This window comes from Ruegeria sp. SCP10 (assembly GCF_040329495.1).
Lineage (GTDB): Bacteria > Pseudomonadota > Alphaproteobacteria > Rhodobacterales > Rhodobacteraceae > Ruegeria.
Map to the genome: position 1 here is coordinate 983,318 of NZ_JBDZYF010000001.1, position 22,446 is coordinate 1,005,763.

Genomic DNA, 22,446 nt, shown 5'->3' on the forward strand with positions numbered 1-22,446 from the left:
CATGGCACAGATCAAGCTTTCCAACCTGCGACACAGCTATATGCCATCGCCGAAAGGCCCCGAGGATTATGCGCTGAAAGAGATTGACGTGACCTGGCGTGATGGCGGTGCCTATGCTCTGCTTGGGCCGTCGGGCTGCGGCAAGTCCACCTTGCTAAACATCATCTCGGGTCTGCTGACCCCGTCTGAGGGACAGATTCTGTTTGATGGTCAGGATGTTACAGCCCTACCACCAGATCAGCGCAACATCGCGCAGGTGTTCCAGTTCCCGGTGATCTACGACACGATGACCGTGGGCGAAAACCTGGCCTTTCCGCTGAAAAACCGGGGCGTGGACGCAGCGACGATCAAACGCCGCGTCGATGAGATAGCCGAGATGTTGGACGTCACGGATATGCTGGGCACTCGTGCCGCCGGATTGAGCCCGGATAATAAGCAGAAGATTTCGATGGGCCGCGGTCTGGTCCGCGATCACGTCAACGCGGTGATGTTTGACGAGCCGCTGACCGTGATCGACCCGCATCTGAAATGGAAACTGCGGTCGAAACTAAAAGAACTGCACCAGCGCGTAAAGGCCACGATGATCTATGTGACCCACGACCAGACCGAAGCGCTGACCTTTGCCGATGAGGTCGTAGTGATGCAGGAAGGCGAAGTGGTTCAGATCGGTACCCCGGTTGAGCTGTTCGAACGCCCTCAGCACACTTTTGTCGGTCATTTCATCGGTTCCCCCGGCATGAACGTCCTCCCCTGCGAGGCCAAAGGCGACCGCGCCCTGTTCGAAGGCCACGAGGTCATGCTGGAAGGCCCAACCCACGGAGACGGTGGCCGAACTGATCTGGGCATCCGCCCGGAATATGTGGGCTTCGGCGACACCGGTATTCCTGCGCAGGTCACCAAAGTGTCCGATATCGGCCGCCACTACGTGGTCAGCGCCATGGTCGGCGACACCGCCCTTAAAGCCGTGACCGAACATAATGCACCCAATCCGGGCTCACAGGTCTTCCTGCAATTCAAACCAGAACAATCCCGCGTTTACCGCGACGGCTGGATCGCAACCGAGGAGCGCAGCTGATGAGAACGGAAAACCAAAAAGCTTGGTTCTTTGTCCTGCCGGTGCTGGCACTGGTCGCGTTCAACGCGCTGGTGCCGATGATGACGGTGGTCAACTACTCGGTGCAGGAAACCTTCGGCAACAACCAGTTTTTCTGGGAAGGTCTGGGCTGGTTCGAGCAAATCCTGCGCTCGGACCGTTTCCAAGCGGCCCTTGGTCGGCAGTTCCTCTTTACCTTCCTGATCCTGCTGATCGAGGTGCCCTTGGGCATCATCGTCGCTCTGTCGATGCCGCGCAAAGGGTTCTGGGTGCCGGTCTGCCTGGTTCTGATGGCCCTGCCGATGCTCATCCCTTGGAACGTGGTGGGCTCAATGTGGAACATCTTCACCCTGCCCAAGATCGGCCTGCTGGGATACTTCCTGAATGACGTGCTGGGCATCAACTATGACATGACCCAGCAGCCACTTTCGGCATGGATCACGGTCGTTGTGATGGATGTTTGGCACTGGACCTCGCTGGTCGTGTTGCTGTGCTATGCGGGCCTCGTATCTATCCCGGACGCTTACTATCAAGCGGCCAAGATCGACGGGGCCAGCCCTTGGTCGGTGTTCCGTTACATCCAACTGCCAAAGATGAAAACGGTTCTGACCATCGCGGTGCTGCTGCGGTTCATGGACAGTTTCAACATCTATACCGAGCCTTTCGTTCTAACAGGCGGTGGCCCCGGCAACTCAACCACTTTGCTGTCGATCGACCTTGTGAAGATCGCCCTGGGACAGTTCGATCTCGGCCCCGCAGCCGCGATGAGTCTGATCTACTTCGCTATCACGCTGCTGGTCAGCTGGGTCTTCTACACACTGATGACAAAGGATGACGCGCAATGAAGAAGCGGTCCCTGATCCCGATCCTCTATATCGCGTTTCTGATGCTGCCGATCTATTGGCTTGTGGCGATGTCCTTCAAAACCACGAACGAGATCCTGTCGGGCTTTTCCCTGTTTCCCCAGACCTTTACGCTGGAAAACTACATCACCATCTTCACCGATCCGACATGGTACTGGGGCTACATCAACTCGATCATCTACGTGACGATCAACACGGTGTTGTCGGTCTGTGTGGCCCTGCCCGCGGCCTACGCCTTCTCGCGCTATCGGTTCCTGGGCGACAAGCAGTTGTTCTTCTGGCTGCTGACCAACCGAATGGCCCCGGCGGCAGTCTTTGCGCTGCCCTTCTTCCAGCTTTATTCGTCGATCCACCTGTTCGACACTTATCTGGCAGTGGCGCTGGCGCATACGCTGTTCAACGTGCCACTGGCGGTGTGGATTTTGGAGGGGTTCATGCGCGGCATCCCCAAGGAGCTGGACGAGACGGCCTATGTCGACGGCTATTCCTTCCCGCGCTTCTTCGTGACGATCTTTTTGCCGAACATCAAAGCGGGCGTGGGCGTCGCAGCCTTCTTCTGCTTCATGTTCTCGTGGGTGGAAATGCTGCTCGCCAAAACCCTGACTGCGGTCGAGGCAAAACCCATCGCTGCCGTGATGACCCGCACCGCCTCCAGCGCGGGGTATGAGTTGGGTCTGTTGGCAGCCGCCGGAACCCTGACCATCATCCCCGGTGCCATCGTCATCTGGTTTGTCCGCAACTACATCGCGCGTGGTTTCGCGATGGGACGTGTGTGAGGTTCGATATGCGCAAACTTCTTCTTGCCCTCCCCTTCCTCCCAACTATCGCCGTCGCCCAGCAAGCTGGCTGGGGCAGCGTCGGCCAGCAAGAGGAAAAAGGCTTCTCTTGGACCGACCCTCTGTGGCCCGATTTCTGGATGGCGTGGACGCCAGCGACTTTGGCCCTGTTCGTCGGCATCTTTTCGGCCATCGCGCTGATCGGCCTGCTCGAAGGGTTCAAGTACCGCGACGGGATCGAACGGCGTGGCGTGTTGGGCCTGACAACCACGCTGGGCGATAGGCTGTTTATCACGCTATTAGGTTCGGCCTATATCTTCCTTGCCTGGCTCGGGCTGGTTGGTCAGCCCGTCTGGACCCCGCTTTTCCTCTCCATCGGCTGGGGCATCTTCGTCTTCTGGAAAGTTTAAGCTTTGCGAAACAGCGAAAGGATGCTTGTCTGACAGGCAGACCAAACATGACGACACCGAGATCAATGCGTAAGAAAAAGACGACAAACCTGCTGACCGAAGTTGAACTGGAGTTCATGAACGAGCTCTGGGCGCTTGGGCAAGGTTCGGTGCGTGATGTTTTAGGTCGCCTGCCCCCAGAACGGAATCTGGCCTATACATCAGGCGCCACGATCCTGCGCATTCTTGACGAAAAGGGATTTGTCGAAAGTCGCAAGGATGGCAAGACGCTGATCTATCGGCCACTTCTGGACAAGGACAGGTATCAGGCACGCTCACTTCAGAACCTGTCGCGGACGTTGTTTGACAACACGCCCGCCTCTCTGGTCGCCCGCTTGGTGGACGATGAAGGTCTGAGCGAAACCGATCTGGAGGAGATTCGAGCACTGGTAGAGAGGAGACTGCAACATGACCGCGGTTAAACCGGTACTCGACGCTTATCTAGAAATGAATATCGTTTTGGGCCTGTCCGCTGTGATCTGGGTGATCGCACGCGCTGCTTTGGCCCGCACATCGCTGCGCGGCGGCTATATCGCTCAGCTGCGCGCGTTCAAGGTGTTGTGTCTCTGCGTTCTGGCCAGCCCGCTGCTGGCGCTTGGTGTGTCCGCCATGGCCAGCCTCATCTGGCCGGATCGGGCTGTAGCACTTGGTGATATTGCAGTAGCTGCCTATCTGCGTGGCGAGATTGCAATGCCCGCCACCCAATTTGAAGCGTTGCTGAACACCCGCGAGCGTTGGTTGGATCAGGTCCTGTCCGGTCAATCGACCGCCATCACCATTATGTTGTCCGTATTGGCCTGTGTAGCAGTTGTGCTGGCGCTGCGTGTCACGCGTGACGCGCTTGCCATTCGCGCCACGGTCGGGACCAGCTTTCTCTGGCGGCAGTCAAACAAGGTTGATATCCGCCTGTCTGATCGTATCACCGTTCCGTTCGCTGTGCGCGGCCTGCGCCGTCGTCACGTGGTGCTTCCCAGCCATCTACTGGATACCCCCCGCGAGCTACGCTTTGCGTTGGCACACGAATTTCAGCACATCCGCGCGGGAGATGTAGAGTGGGAGCTTGGGTTCGAACTGCTGCGTCCGCTTCTGTTCTGGAACCCGGCCTATCTGGTCCTGAAATACCAGTTTGATCGCCTGCGCGAGCTGGCCTGTGATCAGTCCGTGGTCGCACGCAAACGGATCGACTCGCGCGAATACACCACCTGTTTGCTGGACTATTGCGCCCGCACCGTGTCAGTCGGCCACCCACGTGTCCTGAACGTTGCGCTGGTCAGCGGCGGCAAAGCCAAACATGTGTTACGTCAGAGGGTTCTGGCCCTGACCGAAGCGCCGCAGATCGTGCCCCCCCTGCCCGTGTTCTTTCTGGGTCTGACGCTGATCTTTGCCAGCCTGCTGGCCGTCGGCTCTGCCTCTGTTCAGCAAAGACACGACTGGAGCCATGATCGGCTGATGCTGTCGACCGTTGTGAACCTTGAGCGGCTCGAAGCGCGCAATCAGGGGAACTGAGGCAGCTACCAACCCCGCCGACCAAACAGCGAATGGATGCGGTTTTGATCCGCGAAGGGCTCAGCCGTTTGTGTCCGCTGCAGGCCGGACACCACGCGCATGACCAGACCCCAGCTGATCACAGCGAAAATGACACCACCGAATGCTTGGCCCAGCAGAACACCAGATGCCCCGGCAAGGCTTGACCCGATCGTCGCGAATATCCAGGTGCCTACCGTGTGGCGACCCCAGTTGATCCAGGTTGAATAGACCGGATGCCCCAGATTGTTGAAACTGGCGTTTGCGACAAAGATGACACCGTTGAAAAACGACGCCAGCGCCAATGGTCCGCAGAACAGGTAAATCAGGGTGCGGGTTTCGCCTTGGGCTGCAAATAGATCTGCGATCGGCGCGCGCAGCAAGAACAGGATCGCAGCCATACCAAGAACATAAATTGCAGTGAATTTGATGCCCGCCAGATAAGCTGTGCGAACACGGTCGAATTTCTCGGCCCCGTAATTTTGTCCGATAATGGGACCAATGGCGCCCGACAGCGCAAAAATCACCGAAAACGCCACGGGTAACAAACGCCCGATCACTGCCATACCGGCGACAGCGTCTGTTCCGTATTGGGCAATCTCGCGCACGACGATGGCGTTGCCGATGGGTGTGGCCACATTGGTCAACACCGCCGGGATCGCAATGGCCCGAACAGGCCGGATATCCTGTACCACTTGTCTCATTGAGGGGCGCGCAAAGGCCTGATGCACGCGCAAGGCAGGCCACAGGGCGGCGGCCAGCATACAAACGCGCGCGATCACGGATGCAATCGCCGCTCCATCGAGCCCGAGCCCGACCCCGAAAATCAGGATCGGGTCAAGAACCGCGTTCACCACGCCACCATAGATGGTCGCCATCATGGACCGGCGCGCATCCCCATGAGCCCGCAGAACCGCCATGGATGCCATCGCAATCGACATCACCCACATCGTAGGCAAAATGATCGAGACATAGCGGGTTGCCAGCCTTAGAACCTCCCCTTCGGCTCCAAGCAAAGATAGCAAAAAGCTGATGTTTAACAGCACTAAAGTGGAGACTATTAATCCCAAGATCAGACCAATCACAGCCACACTGGATGCATAGTTGCGGGCTTGTTCAGGCTGGCCAGCGCCAAGCTCTCTCGCGACAAGAGCGCCTGCTGAAATCGACAGCCCGATATTGATCGCGTTGGTAAAAAACAGCAGCGTACCGGCATACCCCACCGCCGCAGCCAAGGCGTCATTTCCCAGCATTGAAATGAAGACCATGTCGACGAAATCAACGGCGAAAATGGCCATCAATCCGATACTGGTGGTGAGCGACATGCGCGTCACGTGGCGCATCAGACTACCGTTCAGAAATATCGCCTCACGTACAGAAGTCTCGGCCAAGGTCCCGTCCTGTTATTGCGGTTTTGTAATCGTGTTCCGAAACACCCGCGATGTGAAACACATATTCCAATCCGAACCCTCTGTGTAAGGTTTTTACGCCAGCGTGTGGCGCGCGAGTGATTTCCACCCAGTCCATCCCACCCATTGGTCCAGGATCGCAGCCGTCGATCTCAATTTGTTTACAATTTGTTATGGGATTTCTGACTGGCCCACACAGTTTTTTAGGAGTGCCGCCTATTATTCGCCTTAAACAAGCTGTAAGCGTGGCGCTGCTTGGTCGCTTTTGGATGTCATCCCGCAACATCTTAGAGAGCCAAACAATGACAAAGTTTTACCCAGTGGATGAGTTTCAGGTTTAGTCATGGCGAACTATTCATATATCGGCTACGCGCCGGGTGTCATTTCAGTAAATTTTTTCGGCCAGGATACTATCACCTTATCCGCAAGCTATGACCCGGCGACGGATCGCAGGGTCTTTGATGTCGAGGACGCGGCAGGTGGCACCATTTTGAACGGGGGCAACCCGCTGCCTGACACGGGAACCGTGTTTAACGGCGACAGGTTCAGCAACGAAAACGGGGATGACGCGACGCAAACAGGCGTTGTTACCAATCTGGACGGGTCGACCACCTTTGCCAGCGGCGACATCTATCTCGAGGAATCCTATATCCTGACCGTGCCCGGTGGCGGCAACATCACGGTCTATGCCGTTGAAGTCGAGGGCACCCTGGTCGGATACATCACGTCTGAGCCACTGGACCCGGGCGTGACCTACAACATTCAGGTCGTCAATGTCACGCCAACAAACGCGCCTGATACGACCGATCCAACCTCAATTATCGATGTGCCCTGTTTTGCCGCTGGCACTCTGATTGCAACGCCGTCGGGGCTGAAACCGATCGACTCCCTAAGTGCTGGTGATTTGGTTTGCACGGCTGATCACGGGGATCAGATCATTCGCTGGATTGGGTCAACTCAACTGGATCGGGCAGCGCTGGCGGCTAAACCCAAGCTCAAACCGATACGGATTGAGGCTGGTGCTTTGGGCCGAGGGTTGCCATGCCGAGACCTCTTGGTGTCGCCTCAACACAGAATGCTGGTGCGTTCGCCCATTGCCACCCGGATGTTCGATGCCACAGAGGTTCTGGTGCCCGCTCATATGCTGACCGACCTGCCGGGTATCAACCGTGAAGACAACGCTCAGTCGGTAACTTACTACCACATGCTATTTGACCGCCATGAGGTTGTGTTTGCTGAAGGAGCTCCTTCAGAAAGCCTGTTTACGGGCCCACAGGCCATGGACAGCTTACCCCAAGCCGCACGCGCCGAGATTCTTGAGTTATTCCCCGACCTTAGGCTACCCGGGTATGTGGCACGATCCGCGCGACACATTCCATCCAAAGGTCGTAAAGTTCGCAATATGGTGCAGCGACACCTTAAGAATGACCGCCCTTTGATCTAAGGCTGACCGGCGTTCTGACCTGCCGCTTGTGCGATCTGAGCGGCACCGATCTGGGCCATGGCAATGCTCATCTCATCGCTGAGAACCTGCCACAGCTGGTGCAGCCCCTCTTCGCCCCCCGCTGCAATGGCGAATTGCAGGATCCGGCCGAAGAAAGTGAAGTTCGCGCCTGTGAGAAGGGCTTTCAAAGCATCCTCGCCGGAACGTAGGCCGCTATCATAGAACAGCGGAAATGTTTCTCCGACTGCGGCGCGGATTTCGGGCAGGATGGAAAATGGGGCCGGTGCGCTTTCAAGTTGCCGGGCGCCGTGGCTGGAGACCTGAATGGCATCCACCCCGACAGCCTTGAGCGCAACCGCGTCGTCGACATCCAATACACCTTTGACCACCAGATGCCCCGACCACCGATCCCGAAGGCTTGCCAGCGTGTCCCAATCTGCTTTGGCGCGGCTTTCGGTTCGGTCAAACTCGTACCCGTCCATCAGGAAATTGGCCATTTGCGGCTTACCGTGCACCAGGGTCGACAAGGACCAGCGCGGATGCAGCGCGAAGTCCAGAAACTGACGGGGACCCAACCGGAACGGCATGCGGAACCCGTGCCGCAATTCGCGTGGTCTGCGCCCAACCTCGGGGACATCGACAGTCAGAACAAGGGTGTCGTATCCCGCAGCCTTGGCCCGATCCACAAGCTTAGTGGTTCCTGATCCATCCCCGCTGAAATACAGCTGAAACCAGGCATTGCCCTCGGACACCTCCAGCATCTTTTCCATCGCGGTGGAGGCCACAGTCGATACGCCCAACGGTACCGAATAGCGCGCAGACAGACGCGCCAGCATCAGATCAGCCCCCGGGCCTGACAGGTTGCACATTCCCATGGGCGCAATGCCAAATGGACGTTGTGCGGATTTGCCAAAGACAGAGCTTGCCAATGAGCGCTCACTCACATCCCGCAGTATACGCGGACGCAGGGTCATCGCATCCAGGGCGGCTCGATTGCGCGTGGCCCCGACCTCAGCCCCCGCAGCACCATCGATATAGTCGAACACCATCCAAGGCAAACGCCGCCGCGCAAGGCGGCGGGCGTCTTCGGCTGAATGAATGTCGCTTGCGGCCATCAGGCCTCGACAGCTTTCATAAAGCGGTCACGGATCACCACCGGGTCCATCGTGATAACCGGCATCTTGGCGTTGCCGCTTTCACATTTGCTGACGATAATGGTCATCTGTTTGCTATCCAGCGCCTCTTGCAGCACGCGACCCGTATCCTCGGCGGCACATTCGACTACCCGCTCACACCCCGCAGCCTGCGCCATTTTCGTCAGAGAGGTTTTCTGACCCGCATAGGTTGGCTGGTCCCCGGTTGAGCCGTAGGAGCCGTTGTCGACGATCAGCAAGATATAGTTATCCGCCACGTTGTTGGCGATGGTCGGAAGCGTACCCAGATTGGTCAGGATCGAGCCATCCCCATCAATCACGATCACCGGTTTAGGCTGCACCAAAGCCAGACCCAGACCAATGGATGAAGCCAAACCCATAGTGCCCAGCATGTAGAAATTCGTCGGCTGGTCATCGATGGCGTGCAGTTCCTGGCTGGGAATGCCAATGTTGCAGACCACAAGTTGGTCGCGCAGGATCGGGGCGATTTCTTTCAGAATCTCAGAACGGATCATTGGTCGCCATAGCCTCCCCAAAAGTTCGCATCGGTCAGAATGGCAACCGGTTTGTTGCACATGAATGTGTATTTCAGGATCATATCGAGTTCTTCGACATCAGATTGATTGTGGAAGTGGTAGGTCGGGATGTTCATCTGTGCCAACAACGCCTTGGTATGCACAGCCATTTCGACCTGACAGGCCACCGGTTCACGCAATTCCCCACGATACGAGATCAGCATGGGCAGCGGCATCCGGTAATATTGGATCAGCGTCGCCAGCGTGTTGATCGTCACACCAATGGCCGTGTTCTGCATGATAATGGCAGGGCGTTTCCCGCCCATCCAGGCACCTGCGCACAGGCCCATGCCTTCGTCTTCCTTGTTTGACGGGATATGGAATATGCCCTCGCGCTGGTCGATTTCTTCTATCACTCCGGCCAGTTGCTTGCAGGGGACGGTCGTCACGAACGAGATGTCGTTCGCCACCAGATCGTCAGTGATCTTCTTGTCTATGTTCATGGTCCAGCTTTTGGTCCTGTTTAGGGCGCGGTATGCGCGATTGATGATATTTAGGTTCTGCGATGCACATGCACTGCACAGTGCGCGTGGCGAACGACGCGCGAGGCAGTCGATCCCAGAAAATAGTCGCTCAGGTCCGGCTTGTGCGAGCCGATCACGATGCAATCGATACCGTTGCTGTCGGCATAGTCGATGATGGTGCGTGCCGTGTGTCCTTTGACAATCTCGGCAGTCACACCATCTAGCCCTTCGACCTTTTCCAGCAACTGTCGGCGGGCACGCTCGAACCCTTCGGCGACCAGTGTTTTGTCCAGATAGGCGCTGACCGAGCCCTGAGGCATCTCATAGACATGCAAGGCAACGATCTCGGCCCCATCTTCGGACAGGGCGTGGGCAACCTCCAGCGTGTGCTGCGAGATGCCGTGATCCAGCGCCATCGGAACAAGAACTTTCTTATACATATCAATCTCCTTTTCAGCCCGGTCTATTCCCACGGGTCCAGGATAATCTTTGGCGCGGTAACCACGCCAGAGCGCAGGTCGCGAAACGCCTGCGCCCCTTCGGACAGAGGGCGCGCTTCGGTCCAGTCCAGGGCACCCAAACGCCCATCGAATATGGCCTGGGCCGTTTGGCGGAAATCTTCGGCGGTGTAGGTATACGTGCCGATAAAGGTTATTTCCTGCAAGGTCATGCGACGGATATCCAGCCCGCCTGTATCCTCACCCAAGCCGACATGCGCAATCACCCCACCGGGTTCTGCACAGGCCGACGCCGTCGCGCGCGTCGCTGCATAACCGACCGCATCAATCACAATCGGATAGGGTCCCGCGGCTTCATCTAGGACGCGAAATCCTAACCCTTGCAAGAATGTGCGTCGTCCAGAGTTTGGCTCGACCAGCGTCACATCCTCAATGCCCATCGCTCTCAATGCCAATGCCGCAGCCAGACCAATGGCACCGCCGCCCAAAACCAATGCGCGTTTTTCGCTGGTCGGATGGAACGCTTCAATGGCCAGTCGAACGGTGTGCCAGCTGACGGCCAAGGGTTCGGCCAAGGCGGCTTTGTCCAATGGCACACCATCTGGCACTTCAACCAGATTGCGGTCGGGCATCGACACATATTGCGCAAAGGCCCCTTCGCGTGGAGGCATCGAGATGATCTGGCGGTGCGGGCAAAGGTTTTCCCGGCCCGAGGTGCAAGCCGGACACAGCCCGCAGGACACCAGCGGGTTGATCGTCACGCGCGTACCATCACGCGGGCCGCCGATTATCACACCTGCCGCCTCGTGGCCGAGGATCAGCGGTGCCGGACGCCGGGCATCATGCCCCAGATAGGCATGCATATCCGAGCCGCAGATGCCAACCGCCTGGACACGGATCAGATGCTCGTCCCTGCCGGGTACAGCGTCGGGCATATCCCGATACGCAACCTCTTCGACCCCCTCATACACAAGCGCTTTCATTTCGCGGTGAATCCCCCATCGACCATGAGGACCTGCCCAGTGACATAATCCGAGGCTTTCGAGCACAAAAACAGGATCGGCCCGTCCATATCTTCCATCCGGCCGTTGCGTTGAATACAGGTCTGCGCGGCGTTTCGGGCGGCACGATCCGGGTCGTCAAACACAGCCTGCGTCAGCTCAGTCGGGAAGAACCCCGGACCAATGGCGTTGGCGGTTATGCCGTGGGGCGACCATGCCTCGGCCATCGCGCGGGTCAATTGCCCAATCCCGGCTTTGGTCGCGCCATAGGCGATGCCGCCCGGAAAGGCGCGTGTGGTTTGCAGCGAGGCAAAATTCACAATCCGGCCCCAGCCTTTTTCCTTCATCGCGGGCACCATTGCCTGACTCAGGAAGAACGGCGCGCTCAGGTTCAGGGCCAATGTCGCATCCCACCCCTGCCCCGTCACGTCGTCCGCCGCCTCGCGCGTGTTCACCCCAGCAGCGTGAACGATGATGTCAGGCGGGCCAAAATGAGAAGAGACCTCTGACACCAGCGCTCCCACATTCTCACGATCCGCAACATCCCCTGCCACAGCGGCCGCATTTGCACCGATGTCATCGCACAGTTGCGACAAAGCATCGGCCCGGCGTGCAACGCCAACGACTCTGGCCCCAGCCTGCGCCAAGACCAAAGCCACCCGTCGCCCAAGCCCCGAGCTTGCGCCGGTGACGCAGGCTACGCGCCCTGTCAGATCAAAGAGCGCGCGTGGGTCATCCATCTGCGGTCAGGTCGAATTGCTCATCCGGAAAATACTTGGCAAGCCGGACATCTGCGGCGCGCGCATGACCCTCCATCCCTTCCAGACGCGAAATGCGGGCGGTAGCGACTGCGATGGGCTTAGACCCTTCACGCGTTGCCCGCTGCCATGTCACGATTTTCATGTATTTATGAACACTCAGGCCACCGGTATAGCTGGCCGCGCCAGAGGTGGGCAGAACGTGGTTCGTGCCGGTGGCTTTGTCACCATAGGACACCGTGGTTTCCTCGCCCAGAAACAGCGAGCCATAGCAGGTCAGCCGGTTCAGCCACCAATCCAAATCCTCAGCCTGAACGGTCAGGTGTTCAGGCGCATAGTCGTCGGAACAGGCGGCCATTTCTTCACGATCCGCACAGACGATCACCTCGGCATAGTCGCGCCACGCAGCCGTAGCGTTTTCGCGGTTAAGTTCGGGCAGGTCCTCAATCAGCGCGGGCACAAGCTCCATCACTTTTTCTGCCAACTCCCGATCATCGGTCACCAGCCAGACAGGCGAGTTATACCCGTGCTCCGCCTGACTGACCAAATCAGTCGCAACCACATGCGCATCTGCGCTGCCATCGGCCAGGATCAAGCTGTCCGTAGGTCCCGCGATCATGTCGATACCGACCTTGCCGTAGAGAATACGCTTTGCCTCGGCCACGAACTGGTTGCCAGGCCCGACAAGGATATTCGCGCGTGGCAATCCGAACAGGCCATAGGTCATGGCGGCCACGCCTTGTACACCACCCATCGCCAAGATGCTGTCCGCCCCGCAGATATGCGCGGCGTAGACGATCGCAGGTGCGACGCCCTCACCCGGACGGGGAGGAGAGCATGCTGTGATATGGCGACACCCTGCTACTTTGGCTGTGGTTACCGTCATAATCGCACTGGCGATATGGCTGTAGCGTCCGCCAGGCACATAGCACCCTGCCGCATCGACAGGGATCGCCTTTTGCCCCGCGACAACGCCGGGCACAATCTCGGTCTGCACATCCGACACGGTGGCTTTTTGCGTTTCGGCAAAGCGGCGCACGTTGTCATGGGCAAATCGGATATCGGCCTTCAGTTTCTCGGGCACCAAGGCGATGGCCGCGTCGATCTCGTCCTGAGTCATCAGGACATTGCCTTCGAACTTGTCGAATTTAGCGGCATATTCCAGCGCTTTGGCGTCACCCCCCGACTCGATATCGGACAGGATGGTTTTGACCGTATCGTGCACCTCGGACGCATGAGATTGCGCCGTCAGGGTTGCCTTTTTCAGATAGTCACGCGGCATATTCAGCAAATCCTATTGGTAGATTTCAGGGAGCAATGTGGTTGAAACTGCGGGTACATACGCGATCAACAGAACCACAATCAGCATGGTCAAGACAAAGGGAACGGCGCGGGCTGCGATTTTTAGGATTGATTCTCCGGTTATCCCGGAAACAACAAACAGGTTCAGGCCCAGCGGCGGGGTGATGAAGCCCACGCCCAGGGCTGTGATCATCATGATGCAGAACTGAATCTCGTTCATGCCGATATTGTCGGCCAAAGGTTTCAGGATCGGTGCAAGGATCACGATGTTCGGCGTTGTTTCCATCACACAGCCTGCCGCGATCAGGATTCCGATCATCAGCAAGATCAGCAAGTACGGGTCATCGGTCAGATTGGTAACAGATGTCACAAATCCCTGCGGCACACCCATGATCGCCAGCGCCTCGGCCAATGGGGCCGAAAAGGCGATGATCGGCAGAATCACCCCGTTGACCTTGGCCGAGCTGACCAGCATTGACGGGAAATCGGCCAGTGTCAGCGTGCGCAGGATGAAGCCCATGATGATGGTAACGACAACGGCGGTCGCACCGGCTTCGGTGGGGGTCAGACGGCCCGAGAAGATGCCGTAGAAGATGATGCCCGGCACGATGAAGGCGTACCAGCCGGATTTCAGCGCCTTGCCCAGATTGGCCAGCCACTCACCCATGGTCATCATACCGCCGCCCTCATAGGCATAAAGGCGGTTCATGATGATGTTGGTGATCAGGATCGAGACCAGAATGGCCAGACCGGGGATCAGCGCGGCCAGGAACAGGGTCGAGGCAGATATACCCAGCACAAGCCCGATGATGATGTAGGCAATCGAGGGCGGGATCAGGATGCCGGTACAGGCCCCCGCCGCAACCAATGCACAGGCATAGGGGCGCGGATAGCCGCTCTCGACCAGACGGTTGATCGTCATGCGCCCAACTGCGGCAGCACCCGCCGCGTCGGACCCGGAAATGGCCGCGAACATGCCGCAAACAAGCACGGTGGCCGAGCCAAAGCCACCCTTGGCGAAACAGGTCAGCGCTTCGGCCACATCCAGGAATTTTCGGGACAATCCAGTGCGAACCAGTACGTCACCCGTCAGGATGAACAAGGGCACAGCAGTCAGGGCAAAAGCATCAATGCCGGTGAACAGGCTTTCGCCCACAAGGCTCAACGGCAGGTCGCCGGACATGACAAGCATCAGGATCGCTGCTGACCCGATCGCCGCCCAGACGGGCACGGCCATGGCGATCAGACCCACGAACAGGATCACGGGCAGATAAAAATCCCAGCCCAATTCGACCGTTTGATTGAGGGTATTCCAAAGCATCTCAGATCTCCTCAGTCAAACAGCTTGTCGCCTTCGAAGACGGGCGTGCCGTCGCGAAGGGATTTCAGGTCGCGCATCAGGGATTGGATTAGGCGCCAGATCATCAGCGCAAATCCGGTTGGCACCGCCATCAGAAACCAGACTTTCGATATCCGCAGCCCATCGGTGACCGAGCCGAACTTGGCCGAGACATGCACCGCCTCGTAAGACCAGTAGAGCGCGATGATCGCCACAACGAACATCACCAGATCGCCGAAGATATACAGCAGAGCCTTGGGGCGCGGCCTGAGGTAATGCATGATCACATCAATACGGATATGCGCGCGTTCCTTCACTGCGGCGGCGGCTCCGATCCATGCGAGGTAAATAAAGGAATACCGTACGATCTCTTCGCCCCAGATCGAGGAATAGGCGAAAATCTCGCGTCGCAGCACCTCGATTGCCATGGTGATGACCAGCATCACGTAAAACACCAGCAGCAGCCAGCGCTCGGCATCCCGGTCTATTTTCTGAAGTACAGTCATGTCCGGTTCCAATTCTTGGCAGCACTTCAGAATGCGGTCACGATAACCGCTTCAACATGCTGCTTATTGTGGAGTAAACGGGTACGCCACTGCGCACCCGCCTAGATCGCTTTAGGCGTCGTGGACGTAGTATTTGCCCTGCGTACCGGCTGCTTCGACCAGTTTCTCGAAGTTATCCATCGATCCGGCCAGCTCGGTCTTGAACGGATCCCAGTCAGCGTTCTGATAGCCGCCTGCGTCCTGCCATTCAGCCAGTTGATCGTCGCTGAGCGAGTGGAACTGGACGCCCGCCTTGTTCAGCTCGGCCATGGCATAGGCGCGCGCTGAAGGAACCTTGGACAGGTTCTGGTGGCTGGTCATTTCCGAGCCCCACATGATGCCTTCCTGCACATCGGCGGGCATCGAGTTGAACCATTCCAGGTTACAGGAATAGACCTGACTGTCCGGAACTGCCTGCGTAAAGGTCACATGGCTCAGGATGTCCTTGAAGCCGAACACAAACAGCGCACCCACCGACGGGTCAAGCGCATCGGCAACGCCCTGCTTGATGGCCGAGGGGGTCTCGCCCCAGGCAACAGGCGTCGGGTTGGCACCGACCATACGGTAATACTGCTGCAGCATTTTCGAGCCCGGTACGCGGAACTTGATCCCGCTCATATCGCCCGGCGTGATGACGGCATCGCCGCCTTGACGCACTGCCACCACGCGGGGATCGATCACGACATAGAACAGCGCCTTGAAGCCTGCGGCCTCGACCTTGGGATGCACCTCATTCTTCCAAGTGTCAGAATGTACCAGATTGGTGAAACGCTGGTTCGACCCGCATAGATATGGCATGTTGATCAGGTCGACGGTCGAGGCAAAGGGCGCAAAGTTCGACAGCGAATGCTGCGCGGCCTGAATGGTTCCGCCCTGCACTTTCTGTACAAGTGAGCCACCCGCACCCAACTGACCGCCCGGCGCTAGTTTCACATACACCTTGCCGTTGGTTGCGTTCTGGATGTTTTCTTTCAGGTCCAACTGCATGATCGGGTAGCTACGTGACGCTCCCAGCACATAGGCGGTTGCGACGGTCATCACATGATCGGCCGCCTTTTCACGCTCGCTTTCTTCCTTGGCGGTTTGTGCTGCGGCCTCGGATGACCAAAGTACACCACCAGCGCCCGCGACTAGGGCGGCTGTGAATGCGCCACTGGCGCTCAGTTTCAGGAAATTGCGGCGCTCCGCGGACGCCAGTTCGTTTTTGTCGTTGTGCATTAAGTGCCCTCCCAAGCAGAAAATTCAGCCGCCGTTTTCGGTATCGCGGTCGGCCTCTTTTTTCAAAATTGCGACAACGAACAGGATCGACGCCGCGAACAGGACCAACATTTCTCCGACATCTCCGAAAACTGCAGCATTTGCGAAGGCCCCCAAGGCAACGTTCGCAAAATAGATGGCGAACACGACGATCGAGGCTGCAAGAAACATTTCCGGGACTCCCTATAGAATCGGTCCATCTTCATTTGTAAGCGCTTACATCATAAATGCAAGCGCTTACATTGATGCTTCCCCCAGACCCACGAACAGGATAAAGTTCAAAGAAATCGAAGCATGAGTTTGAAAATGCCAAAACCCTGGTCAGCACCTACCCTGGATGACGTCGCCAAAAAGGCAGGTGTGTCTACGGCGACAGTGTCCCGGTGTTTGAATGACCCGAAGCGCGTGGTCGAGGCGACGCGCACCCGGGTGATGGCTGCGGTTTCAGAACTGGGGTACACTCCCAATTTTGCGGCGCGGGTCATGGCCGCGAAGCGATCCTTCACCATCGGCGCGATCATCCCAACGATGGAAAACGCCATCTTTGCCAGAGGGTTACAGGCCTTTCAGGAAGAGATTCACAACCAGGGCTATACCCTACTGGTGTCCAGCTCAGCCTATCAACCCGAGGCCGAAGAAGAACAGATCCGCACCCTGGTCGCACGTGGAGCAGACGGGCTGTTGTTGATCGGTCATGACCGCGATCCGCGTATCTTTGATTATCTGGATCGGCAGAAAATCCCGGTTGTTGTGGCCTGGTCTTTTGCCCCAAATCAAAGTGCTCCGTCGGTCGGGTTTGACAACCGCCAGGCGATGCAGGCGCTGGCCGAACAGGTGATGAAACTTGGGCATACGCGCCTTGCGGCGATATCTGCGCTGACGCAAGGTAATGACCGCGCGCGGTTCCGGATCGAGGGGATAAGGGACGCAATGCGGGCAAATGGCCTGCCAGAGACATCGCTAAACGTAATCGAAACGACCTACGAGATCGAGAATGGAGCGGCCGCTTTCGAGCAGCTGATGTCCCTGCCCCAGCGCCCGACCGCCGTTCTTTGCGGCAACGACGTTTTGGCCGTCGGCGCGGTACGTCAGGCGGAAAAGATGGGCATCTCGATCCCGGATGAAGTCTCGATCACCGGGTTCGATGACATCGAATTGGCGCGGATCATACGCCCCTCGCTGACAACCGTGCATGTACCCCATCGTGAAATGGGCCGCAAAGCCGCCGTCGAGCTGATTGATATGATCGAAACAGGTTCAACCGGCCAGTCGCTGCGGTTGGAAACCAATGTGATCAACCGCGAGTCCTTGGGTCCTGTCGCCTGACTATTTACCCATGATCGACTTGCGGCGTGCCTGCATGCGCTCATTCGCCTCAACCGTGCCGTCATGGAACGAGCCGAACCACTTGTCCCACGGCATCTCGAGCGAGCCATAGTTACATTCAAAATACCGGTGGTGCATTTGGTGGTGGAACGTGCCCAAGGCCAGCCTGTTCTTGTCTTTGATCACCAACCCCTGAAAGCCCGTATGCGTCGTCACCGCCGTCAGCGTGTAGTATTGCAGGTGAAAGATGATGTGCAGCGGGTGCGCTCCGACCACAAAGTGGATCAGGACCGAACCAAGGTAGATCGCATGTTCCGCCGGATGCATCGACAGTCCGGACCACGGCCCCACATTGATGTTCCTGTGGTGGACCGCATGAATGTGTTTGTACAGAAACGGGAGGTGGATCAGCCTGTGAATCCAATAGAAATAGAAGCTTTCCCAAAGCGGTATCAGCAGGAAGATCGCCACAAACCAGATCGGATTCGCACCCCATGTCACCAAAGGGGCGTAGCCATTTGCCAGCGACCAAAACATCAACACTTCGTAAGCCGACCAGAAAAACACTCCTGACCCTAACGTCCAGAACATGTTGTCGCGCACCTGCCCGCCGAGGGTAAATTGCTTGCCCTTCAGCATCAAAGGCCGAGGATCATATTTTAGCCGGTCCCCCTGCGCCGAATACTTGTAGAACCACAAATGCAGCAGCCCCGCGATGCAAAAGATGAGAACCAGATTTCGAATATAAATCTGCGCGATCCACCCGACCTCTAGCTGCGCCGCCTCCTCTAAGCTGGGACTGAGCCACAGGTAGCAGGCACAGGAGATTGCAAGGATGATGAGCTTCTCAGAGATCAGCAGCCAGGATTCCCAAACCCAGCGCAGCATAGAAAGCGGTCTGAGTGGCCACCTGAAAAAGGGAGAAACCTGTATTGGAGCCTCTGGGATATGGTTCCAGCCTTTTAACTTCGGTTCAGACATCTTCGCGATCCCGCTGCGTACGCGTGTCAGTCTGGCACGAACCGAGCGGTGGACAAAGGGATTGTTCTGTTCTGCGCCTGCTCTTGCTACGCGGATTCGAGCGGCAAAACGCGAAAGTCCTGTTCGATCCAGCGATATCTGGTGCAGATCGGGTCACAATAGTTTTGCTTGATCAGTTTACTCAGCACGCGGTGTATCAGCATCGACGTTGAGGACGGATAGACTTCGGTCGTGAACAAAGACACGGTGCGCGCAAAGTTTCTGCCAGGAAAGGGCTGCACGTTGATGTTGTCGTGAAACCGGCGCGCACGTCGAAAGCTGGCGGCGGTGGTCACCGCCCATCCACTGCCTTCGGCGACCAGCCCGGCGATGGACTGGTTGCACTCTAGCTCGAACCGATTGGGCAGATTGATTTTGCTGCGCGTCAGCTGAATTTCGATCTGCTTTCCGATCGTGTAGTCGCGGGAATACCGCAAGAACGGCAAATCAGCATCCGGTTTCAGAACGTCTTCTACCGTGCCGGAATAGGTCTTGGGCAGGATGACCAGGAACGGGTCGCGCAGCAGCGGGTATTCGATCAGCCCCTCTGTGCGGCCCGGGGGGCGTGTGGCAACACCGGCATCCAACTTATGCTCCTGCAACTTAACAATGATTTCATGGCTCGGACGGGTGAAATGCCGAAAGTTACACCGGGGAAGCGTCTGCGCCAGATAGCGGAACAGTTCCGGCGCGACCTGGTTGTCAAAATCATCAACGAGGGCCAATCGCAGAGATGTGGCGTGCAACCAGTTCCCAGACCGGATTTCCGCCTCACCCCGTTTCAGCACGGTTAGCCCCTCACGCACATATCGTGCGAACACCTCGCCTGCAGGGGTCAGGCCCATCGGGCGGCGCCCGTGATCAACCAGATCAATACCCAGCGCGGTTTCCAGACTGCGCAGATGGTTCGAAACGGTACTGATCGACAACCCCGTTTCAGACGCTGTTTGCTGGATGGATCCGGACTTGGCGATCAACTGGAACACCTCTAGCCAGCGCAAACTTAGCGATTTCGACATCCGCGCGTCTCCTCCCGTCTCTCTGTTTCGGAAAAACCGAAACAGAGAATCGCAGAGACAGCAATGCGGAAGTTGAATTTGAGGCCAAGAAGGCGGCTTAAATAGCCAAATTGCGCAGTTTAGTGCCTAGCTCTGCATTCGCTCAAACTGTGAGTCATAGGGTGATGGCGCGATGATCATTGCCTCAACTCGCGTTCCACACATGTCGATTTCATGTTTGGTGCCGATGTCGGCGCAATCGGGCTCGACAAAGGCGTAGGCCAGGTTCAACCCTGTCCGATGCCCCCATTCGCCCGACGTCACCGTCCCGACCACACGCCCCTCTTGCATCACGGAGGCCCCGCCATGTGCTGGCGCTTGGTCGGTTTGCACAGAAAGCGTCACGAGGCATTTGGACGGCCCTTTCTCGCGCCGTTCCACCAAGGCCTCTCGCCCGATAAAATCACCTTTCTGAGGTTTCACAAACCGGGCCAAACCGGTCTCATAAGGATCGAATTCGGTGATCAGATCGGCTTTCCAATGCAGAAAGCCTTTCTCCATTCGCATCGACTCGACCGCGCGCGCGCCAAACAGGCGCATATCAAACACGCACCCAGCCTGGCGCAAAGCTAAGTATGCGGCATAGAGCGATGAATTGGGTACATGGATTTCATAGGCAAGCTCGCCCGAAAAACTCAAGTTCATCACCGTCGCAGGTGCAATACCGACAAAACACTCCCGCACGCTGAGCCATGGAAACGCGTCTGCGGACCAATCACCACGGGCACATCCGGCCAAGACTGCGCGAGCATTGGGGCCTGCCAAAACAAGGATCGTCTGGTCGTTGGTTAGGCTTCTGAGACACACATCCTCGTCCGCGCGCAGATGCTGGTCGAGCCAATCCATGTCATGATATTCGCTGGCCGCCGCCGAGCCGTACCAGACCCGCGCAGGGCCGCGATCACTGGCGGGCAAGTTCGCAACCGTCGCCTCAGCTTTGATCATTCCGTGATGGTTCAGCAAGTATCCCAGCCCCACCCGGCCTTCGCGTTTCGTCACCGTGCCGCAGAACACGCGGTCCAGAAAGGCATGGCGGTCCGATCCGGTGATCTCGATCCGGTTGAACCCATTCACCTCCGCCAACCCGACATTGGTTTGCACGTTCTGGACTTCGGATGCGACGATGTCGAAGCTTTCGTCAAAGTCGAAACCGAGGGTCGGTTCGAACTCGGGATGGGGTTTGATATAGTCGACGCGTTCCCACCCATTCACCACAGTGAATTCCGCCCCTTCGGCAGCCAAAACCGGGGTTAAAGGCGTGGTTTTGGCCGGACGTCCCGCAGGGCGATGTTCGTGTGGAAAATGAAATCGGAATTCGTTCTGATAATCCTCAATGGCTTTCAGCGCCGTAAGCTCTACGTTGGCATGACCGGTGAAGCGCCGCGGGTCGAGACACCAGGTGTCATAACAGGCCTCGCCATGCACGATCTGTTGAGCCAACAGCCAGCCGTGCCCGCCCCCTTCGCCCAGGCCAGCGCGTAGGCCGATAATACAAAATGCGTTGCGCTTGCCGGGTATCGGCCCAACCAAAGGCGCGCCGTCGATCGTGTAGGTGATCGGACCATTGACGACGGTGTGTATACCAACCTCCATCAAGGCGGGCATCCGCGCAAAGGCCCCTTCCAGAACGTCCGTTACGCGGTCCAGATCATCTGGGCACAAGGCGTTGACGAAATTTGGATCAATCCCGTCCATGCCCCAGGTTTTGCAATCTTGTTCGTAGAACCCAACCAGCAAGCCGTTCTTTTCCTGACGGCAATAGTAGTCGCTGATCGGGCATCTGAGCAGCGGCATCCGATGGCCTGCGTCACGAATGGCTGCGATCTCTTCTGTCAGAAAGTACTGATGCTCCATCGATGCGACCGGGTGCTGAACCCCCATCATCGCGCCGACTTCATTCACGCGATAGCCGCAGGCATTCACGACGATGTCGCAGTCGATATCGCCATGTTCGGTCTGCACGGTCCAGGTGTCATCACTGTGCTGGACCAGCCCTGTCACCGGTGTATTGCGATAGACCTCGGCCCCTGCCTTGCGGGCACGCCGCGCCAGAGCCTGACACAGTTGCGCCGGATCAATATCGCCATCCAGCGGATCCCACAGCCCTCCGACCAGATTGTCGGTCGAAATCAAAGGATGCCTGCGGGCGCATTCCTCAGCGTCGATCACCTCGAAATGCACATCCATCCCCCGCGCCATCGACGTGAAATGGCGATAGCCTTGCATCTGCGCTTCGGTATTGGCCAGCCGAATGCCCCCATCGGCGTGGTGGTAGTTGATCGGATAATCCGGATCGTCGGCCAATTCCTTGTACAAACGGATCGAGTGGGATTTTAGCCCAACCATCGTCTGATTCATGCCGAAATTCGTCACTTGTGCGGCGGAATGCCATGTGGTGCCCGATGTCAGCTCATTCCGTTCAACCAGAACCACATCGCTCCAGCCTTCTTGCGTCAGATGGTACAAGGTGGAACATCCGGCGATCCCCCCTCCGATCACAACGACCTTTGTGCGTGACTTCATCGCGCGCTCCCTCCTGCGTCTTTCAGATGGTGGCGACAAACCCGGCCCGTCAGCAACGCGGGTTTTGCGAGTTTGAAAAAATCGAAACTGCAGTTTTAGATTTCAAAA

General features: G+C 57.5%; 23 protein-coding genes. 8 read left to right on the forward strand and 15 right to left on the reverse strand.

What is annotated here, in order from left to right; genetic code table 11:
- The first annotated feature begins 1 nt into the window (after position 1).
- The 6 genes from ABLN87_RS05020 (at position 2) to ABLN87_RS05045 (ending at position 4,687) form a co-directional block, all read left to right on the forward strand.
- Positions 2-1,075, forward strand: coding sequence for an ABC transporter ATP-binding protein (locus tag ABLN87_RS05020; protein ID WP_353008021.1), 1,074 nt, complete (start codon positions 2-4; stop codon positions 1,073-1,075).
- Positions 1,075-1,938, forward strand: a complete 864-nt coding sequence (locus ABLN87_RS05025) for a carbohydrate ABC transporter permease (RefSeq protein WP_085807799.1) — start codon at positions 1,075-1,077, stop codon at positions 1,936-1,938. The genes ABLN87_RS05020 and ABLN87_RS05025 overlap by 1 nt, the downstream gene beginning before the upstream one ends.
- A complete protein-coding gene (locus ABLN87_RS05030; RefSeq protein WP_058280831.1) occupies positions 1,935-2,732 on the forward strand; it encodes a carbohydrate ABC transporter permease in 798 nt (265 codons plus the stop codon). The genes ABLN87_RS05025 and ABLN87_RS05030 overlap by 4 nt, the downstream gene beginning before the upstream one ends.
- Positions 2,733-2,740: 8 nt before the next feature.
- Positions 2,741-3,142, forward strand: coding sequence for a DUF2160 domain-containing protein (locus ABLN87_RS05035; protein ID WP_353008023.1), 402 nt, complete (start codon positions 2,741-2,743; stop codon positions 3,140-3,142).
- 65 nt (positions 3,143-3,207) lie between these two features.
- Positions 3,208-3,603, forward strand: coding sequence for a BlaI/MecI/CopY family transcriptional regulator (locus ABLN87_RS05040; RefSeq protein WP_170533094.1), 396 nt, complete (start codon positions 3,208-3,210; stop codon positions 3,601-3,603).
- Positions 3,590-4,687 (forward strand): M56 family metallopeptidase, encoded by a 1,098-nt coding sequence (locus tag ABLN87_RS05045; protein WP_353008024.1) that lies wholly within the window; start codon positions 3,590-3,592, stop codon positions 4,685-4,687. Before ABLN87_RS05040 ends, ABLN87_RS05045 begins: the two co-directional genes overlap by 14 nt.
- 5 nt (positions 4,688-4,692) lie before the next feature.
- Here ABLN87_RS05045 and ABLN87_RS05050 read toward each other — a convergent pair whose 3' ends face one another.
- Positions 4,693-6,096, reverse strand: a complete 1,404-nt coding sequence (locus tag ABLN87_RS05050; RefSeq protein ID WP_353008025.1) for an MATE family efflux transporter — start codon at positions 6,094-6,096, stop codon at positions 4,693-4,695.
- Positions 6,097-6,457: 361 nt separating this feature from the next.
- On the opposite strand from ABLN87_RS05050, the gene ABLN87_RS05055 reads away from it, so the two are divergent.
- Positions 6,458-7,558, forward strand: coding sequence for a Hint domain-containing protein (locus ABLN87_RS05055; protein ID WP_353008026.1), 1,101 nt, complete (start codon positions 6,458-6,460; stop codon positions 7,556-7,558).
- Here the strand turns inward: ABLN87_RS05055 and ABLN87_RS05060 are convergent.
- From ABLN87_RS05060 to ABLN87_RS05110, 11 genes are all read right to left on the reverse strand, one after another.
- Positions 7,555-8,673 carry an alpha-hydroxy acid oxidase gene (locus ABLN87_RS05060; RefSeq protein ID WP_353008027.1) on the reverse strand — a complete coding sequence of 373 codons (1,119 nt, stop codon included), beginning with the start codon at positions 8,671-8,673 and terminating at the stop codon, positions 7,555-7,557. The genes ABLN87_RS05055 and ABLN87_RS05060 overlap by 4 nt on opposite strands.
- A complete protein-coding gene (gene comE / locus ABLN87_RS05065) occupies positions 8,673-9,227 on the reverse strand; it encodes a sulfopyruvate decarboxylase subunit beta (protein WP_353008028.1) in 555 nt (184 codons plus the stop codon). Before comE ends, ABLN87_RS05060 begins: the two co-directional genes overlap by 1 nt.
- A complete protein-coding gene (gene comD, locus ABLN87_RS05070; RefSeq protein ID WP_353008029.1) occupies positions 9,224-9,730 on the reverse strand; it encodes a sulfopyruvate decarboxylase subunit alpha in 507 nt (168 codons plus the stop codon). Before comD ends, comE begins: the two co-directional genes overlap by 4 nt.
- Positions 9,731-9,780: 50 nt before the next feature.
- Positions 9,781-10,191, reverse strand: a complete 411-nt coding sequence (locus ABLN87_RS05075) for a universal stress protein (protein ID WP_353008030.1) — start codon at positions 10,189-10,191, stop codon at positions 9,781-9,783.
- A 23-nt stretch (positions 10,192-10,214) separates the two neighbouring features.
- On the reverse strand, positions 10,215-11,192 hold the full coding sequence (locus ABLN87_RS05080; RefSeq protein WP_353008032.1) for an alcohol dehydrogenase catalytic domain-containing protein: 978 nt from the start codon (positions 11,190-11,192) through the stop codon (positions 10,215-10,217).
- Positions 11,189-11,950: an SDR family NAD(P)-dependent oxidoreductase gene (locus tag ABLN87_RS05085; protein WP_353008033.1), complete on the reverse strand. Its 762-nt coding sequence runs from the start codon at positions 11,948-11,950 to the stop codon at positions 11,189-11,191. Before ABLN87_RS05085 ends, ABLN87_RS05080 begins: the two co-directional genes overlap by 4 nt.
- On the reverse strand, positions 11,943-13,250 hold the full coding sequence (gene hisD / locus ABLN87_RS05090) for a histidinol dehydrogenase (RefSeq protein ID WP_353008035.1): 1,308 nt from the start codon (positions 13,248-13,250) through the stop codon (positions 11,943-11,945). Before hisD ends, ABLN87_RS05085 begins: the two co-directional genes overlap by 8 nt.
- A 12-nt stretch (positions 13,251-13,262) precedes the next feature.
- The gene (locus ABLN87_RS05095; RefSeq protein WP_170532424.1) at positions 13,263-14,591 is read right to left on the reverse strand and encodes a TRAP transporter large permease; all 1,329 of its coding nucleotides are present in this window, start codon (positions 14,589-14,591) and stop codon (positions 13,263-13,265) included.
- 11 nt (positions 14,592-14,602) lie between these two features.
- Positions 14,603-15,115 carry a TRAP transporter small permease gene (locus ABLN87_RS05100; protein ID WP_353008036.1) on the reverse strand — a complete coding sequence of 171 codons (513 nt, stop codon included), beginning with the start codon at positions 15,113-15,115 and terminating at the stop codon, positions 14,603-14,605.
- Positions 15,116-15,226: 111 nt separating this feature from the next.
- Positions 15,227-16,372, reverse strand: a complete 1,146-nt coding sequence (locus ABLN87_RS05105) for a TRAP transporter substrate-binding protein (protein ID WP_353008037.1) — start codon at positions 16,370-16,372, stop codon at positions 15,227-15,229.
- A 24-nt stretch (positions 16,373-16,396) separates the two neighbouring features.
- A complete protein-coding gene (locus tag ABLN87_RS05110) occupies positions 16,397-16,582 on the reverse strand; it encodes a hypothetical protein (protein WP_353008038.1) in 186 nt (61 codons plus the stop codon).
- 135 nt (positions 16,583-16,717) lie between these two features.
- Here ABLN87_RS05110 and ABLN87_RS05115 point away from each other — a divergent pair, with 135 nt between their 5' ends.
- Complete coding sequence (locus tag ABLN87_RS05115; protein ID WP_353008387.1) at positions 16,718-17,737, forward strand: LacI family DNA-binding transcriptional regulator; 1,020 nt, start codon at positions 16,718-16,720, stop codon at positions 17,735-17,737.
- Here the strand turns inward: ABLN87_RS05115 and ABLN87_RS05120 are convergent, their stop codons facing one another.
- From ABLN87_RS05120 to ABLN87_RS05130, 3 genes are all read right to left on the reverse strand, one after another.
- Positions 17,738-18,718, reverse strand: coding sequence for a sterol desaturase family protein (locus tag ABLN87_RS05120; RefSeq protein WP_353008039.1), 981 nt, complete (start codon positions 18,716-18,718; stop codon positions 17,738-17,740).
- Positions 18,719-18,804: 86 nt separating this feature from the next.
- Positions 18,805-19,776 carry a LysR family transcriptional regulator gene (locus ABLN87_RS05125; RefSeq protein WP_353008041.1) on the reverse strand — a complete coding sequence of 324 codons (972 nt, stop codon included), beginning with the start codon at positions 19,774-19,776 and terminating at the stop codon, positions 18,805-18,807.
- A gap of 126 nt (positions 19,777-19,902) precedes the next feature.
- Positions 19,903-22,338 carry a GcvT family protein gene (locus ABLN87_RS05130; RefSeq protein WP_353008042.1) on the reverse strand — a complete coding sequence of 812 codons (2,436 nt, stop codon included), beginning with the start codon at positions 22,336-22,338 and terminating at the stop codon, positions 19,903-19,905.
- Positions 22,339-22,446 lie beyond the last annotated feature (108 nt).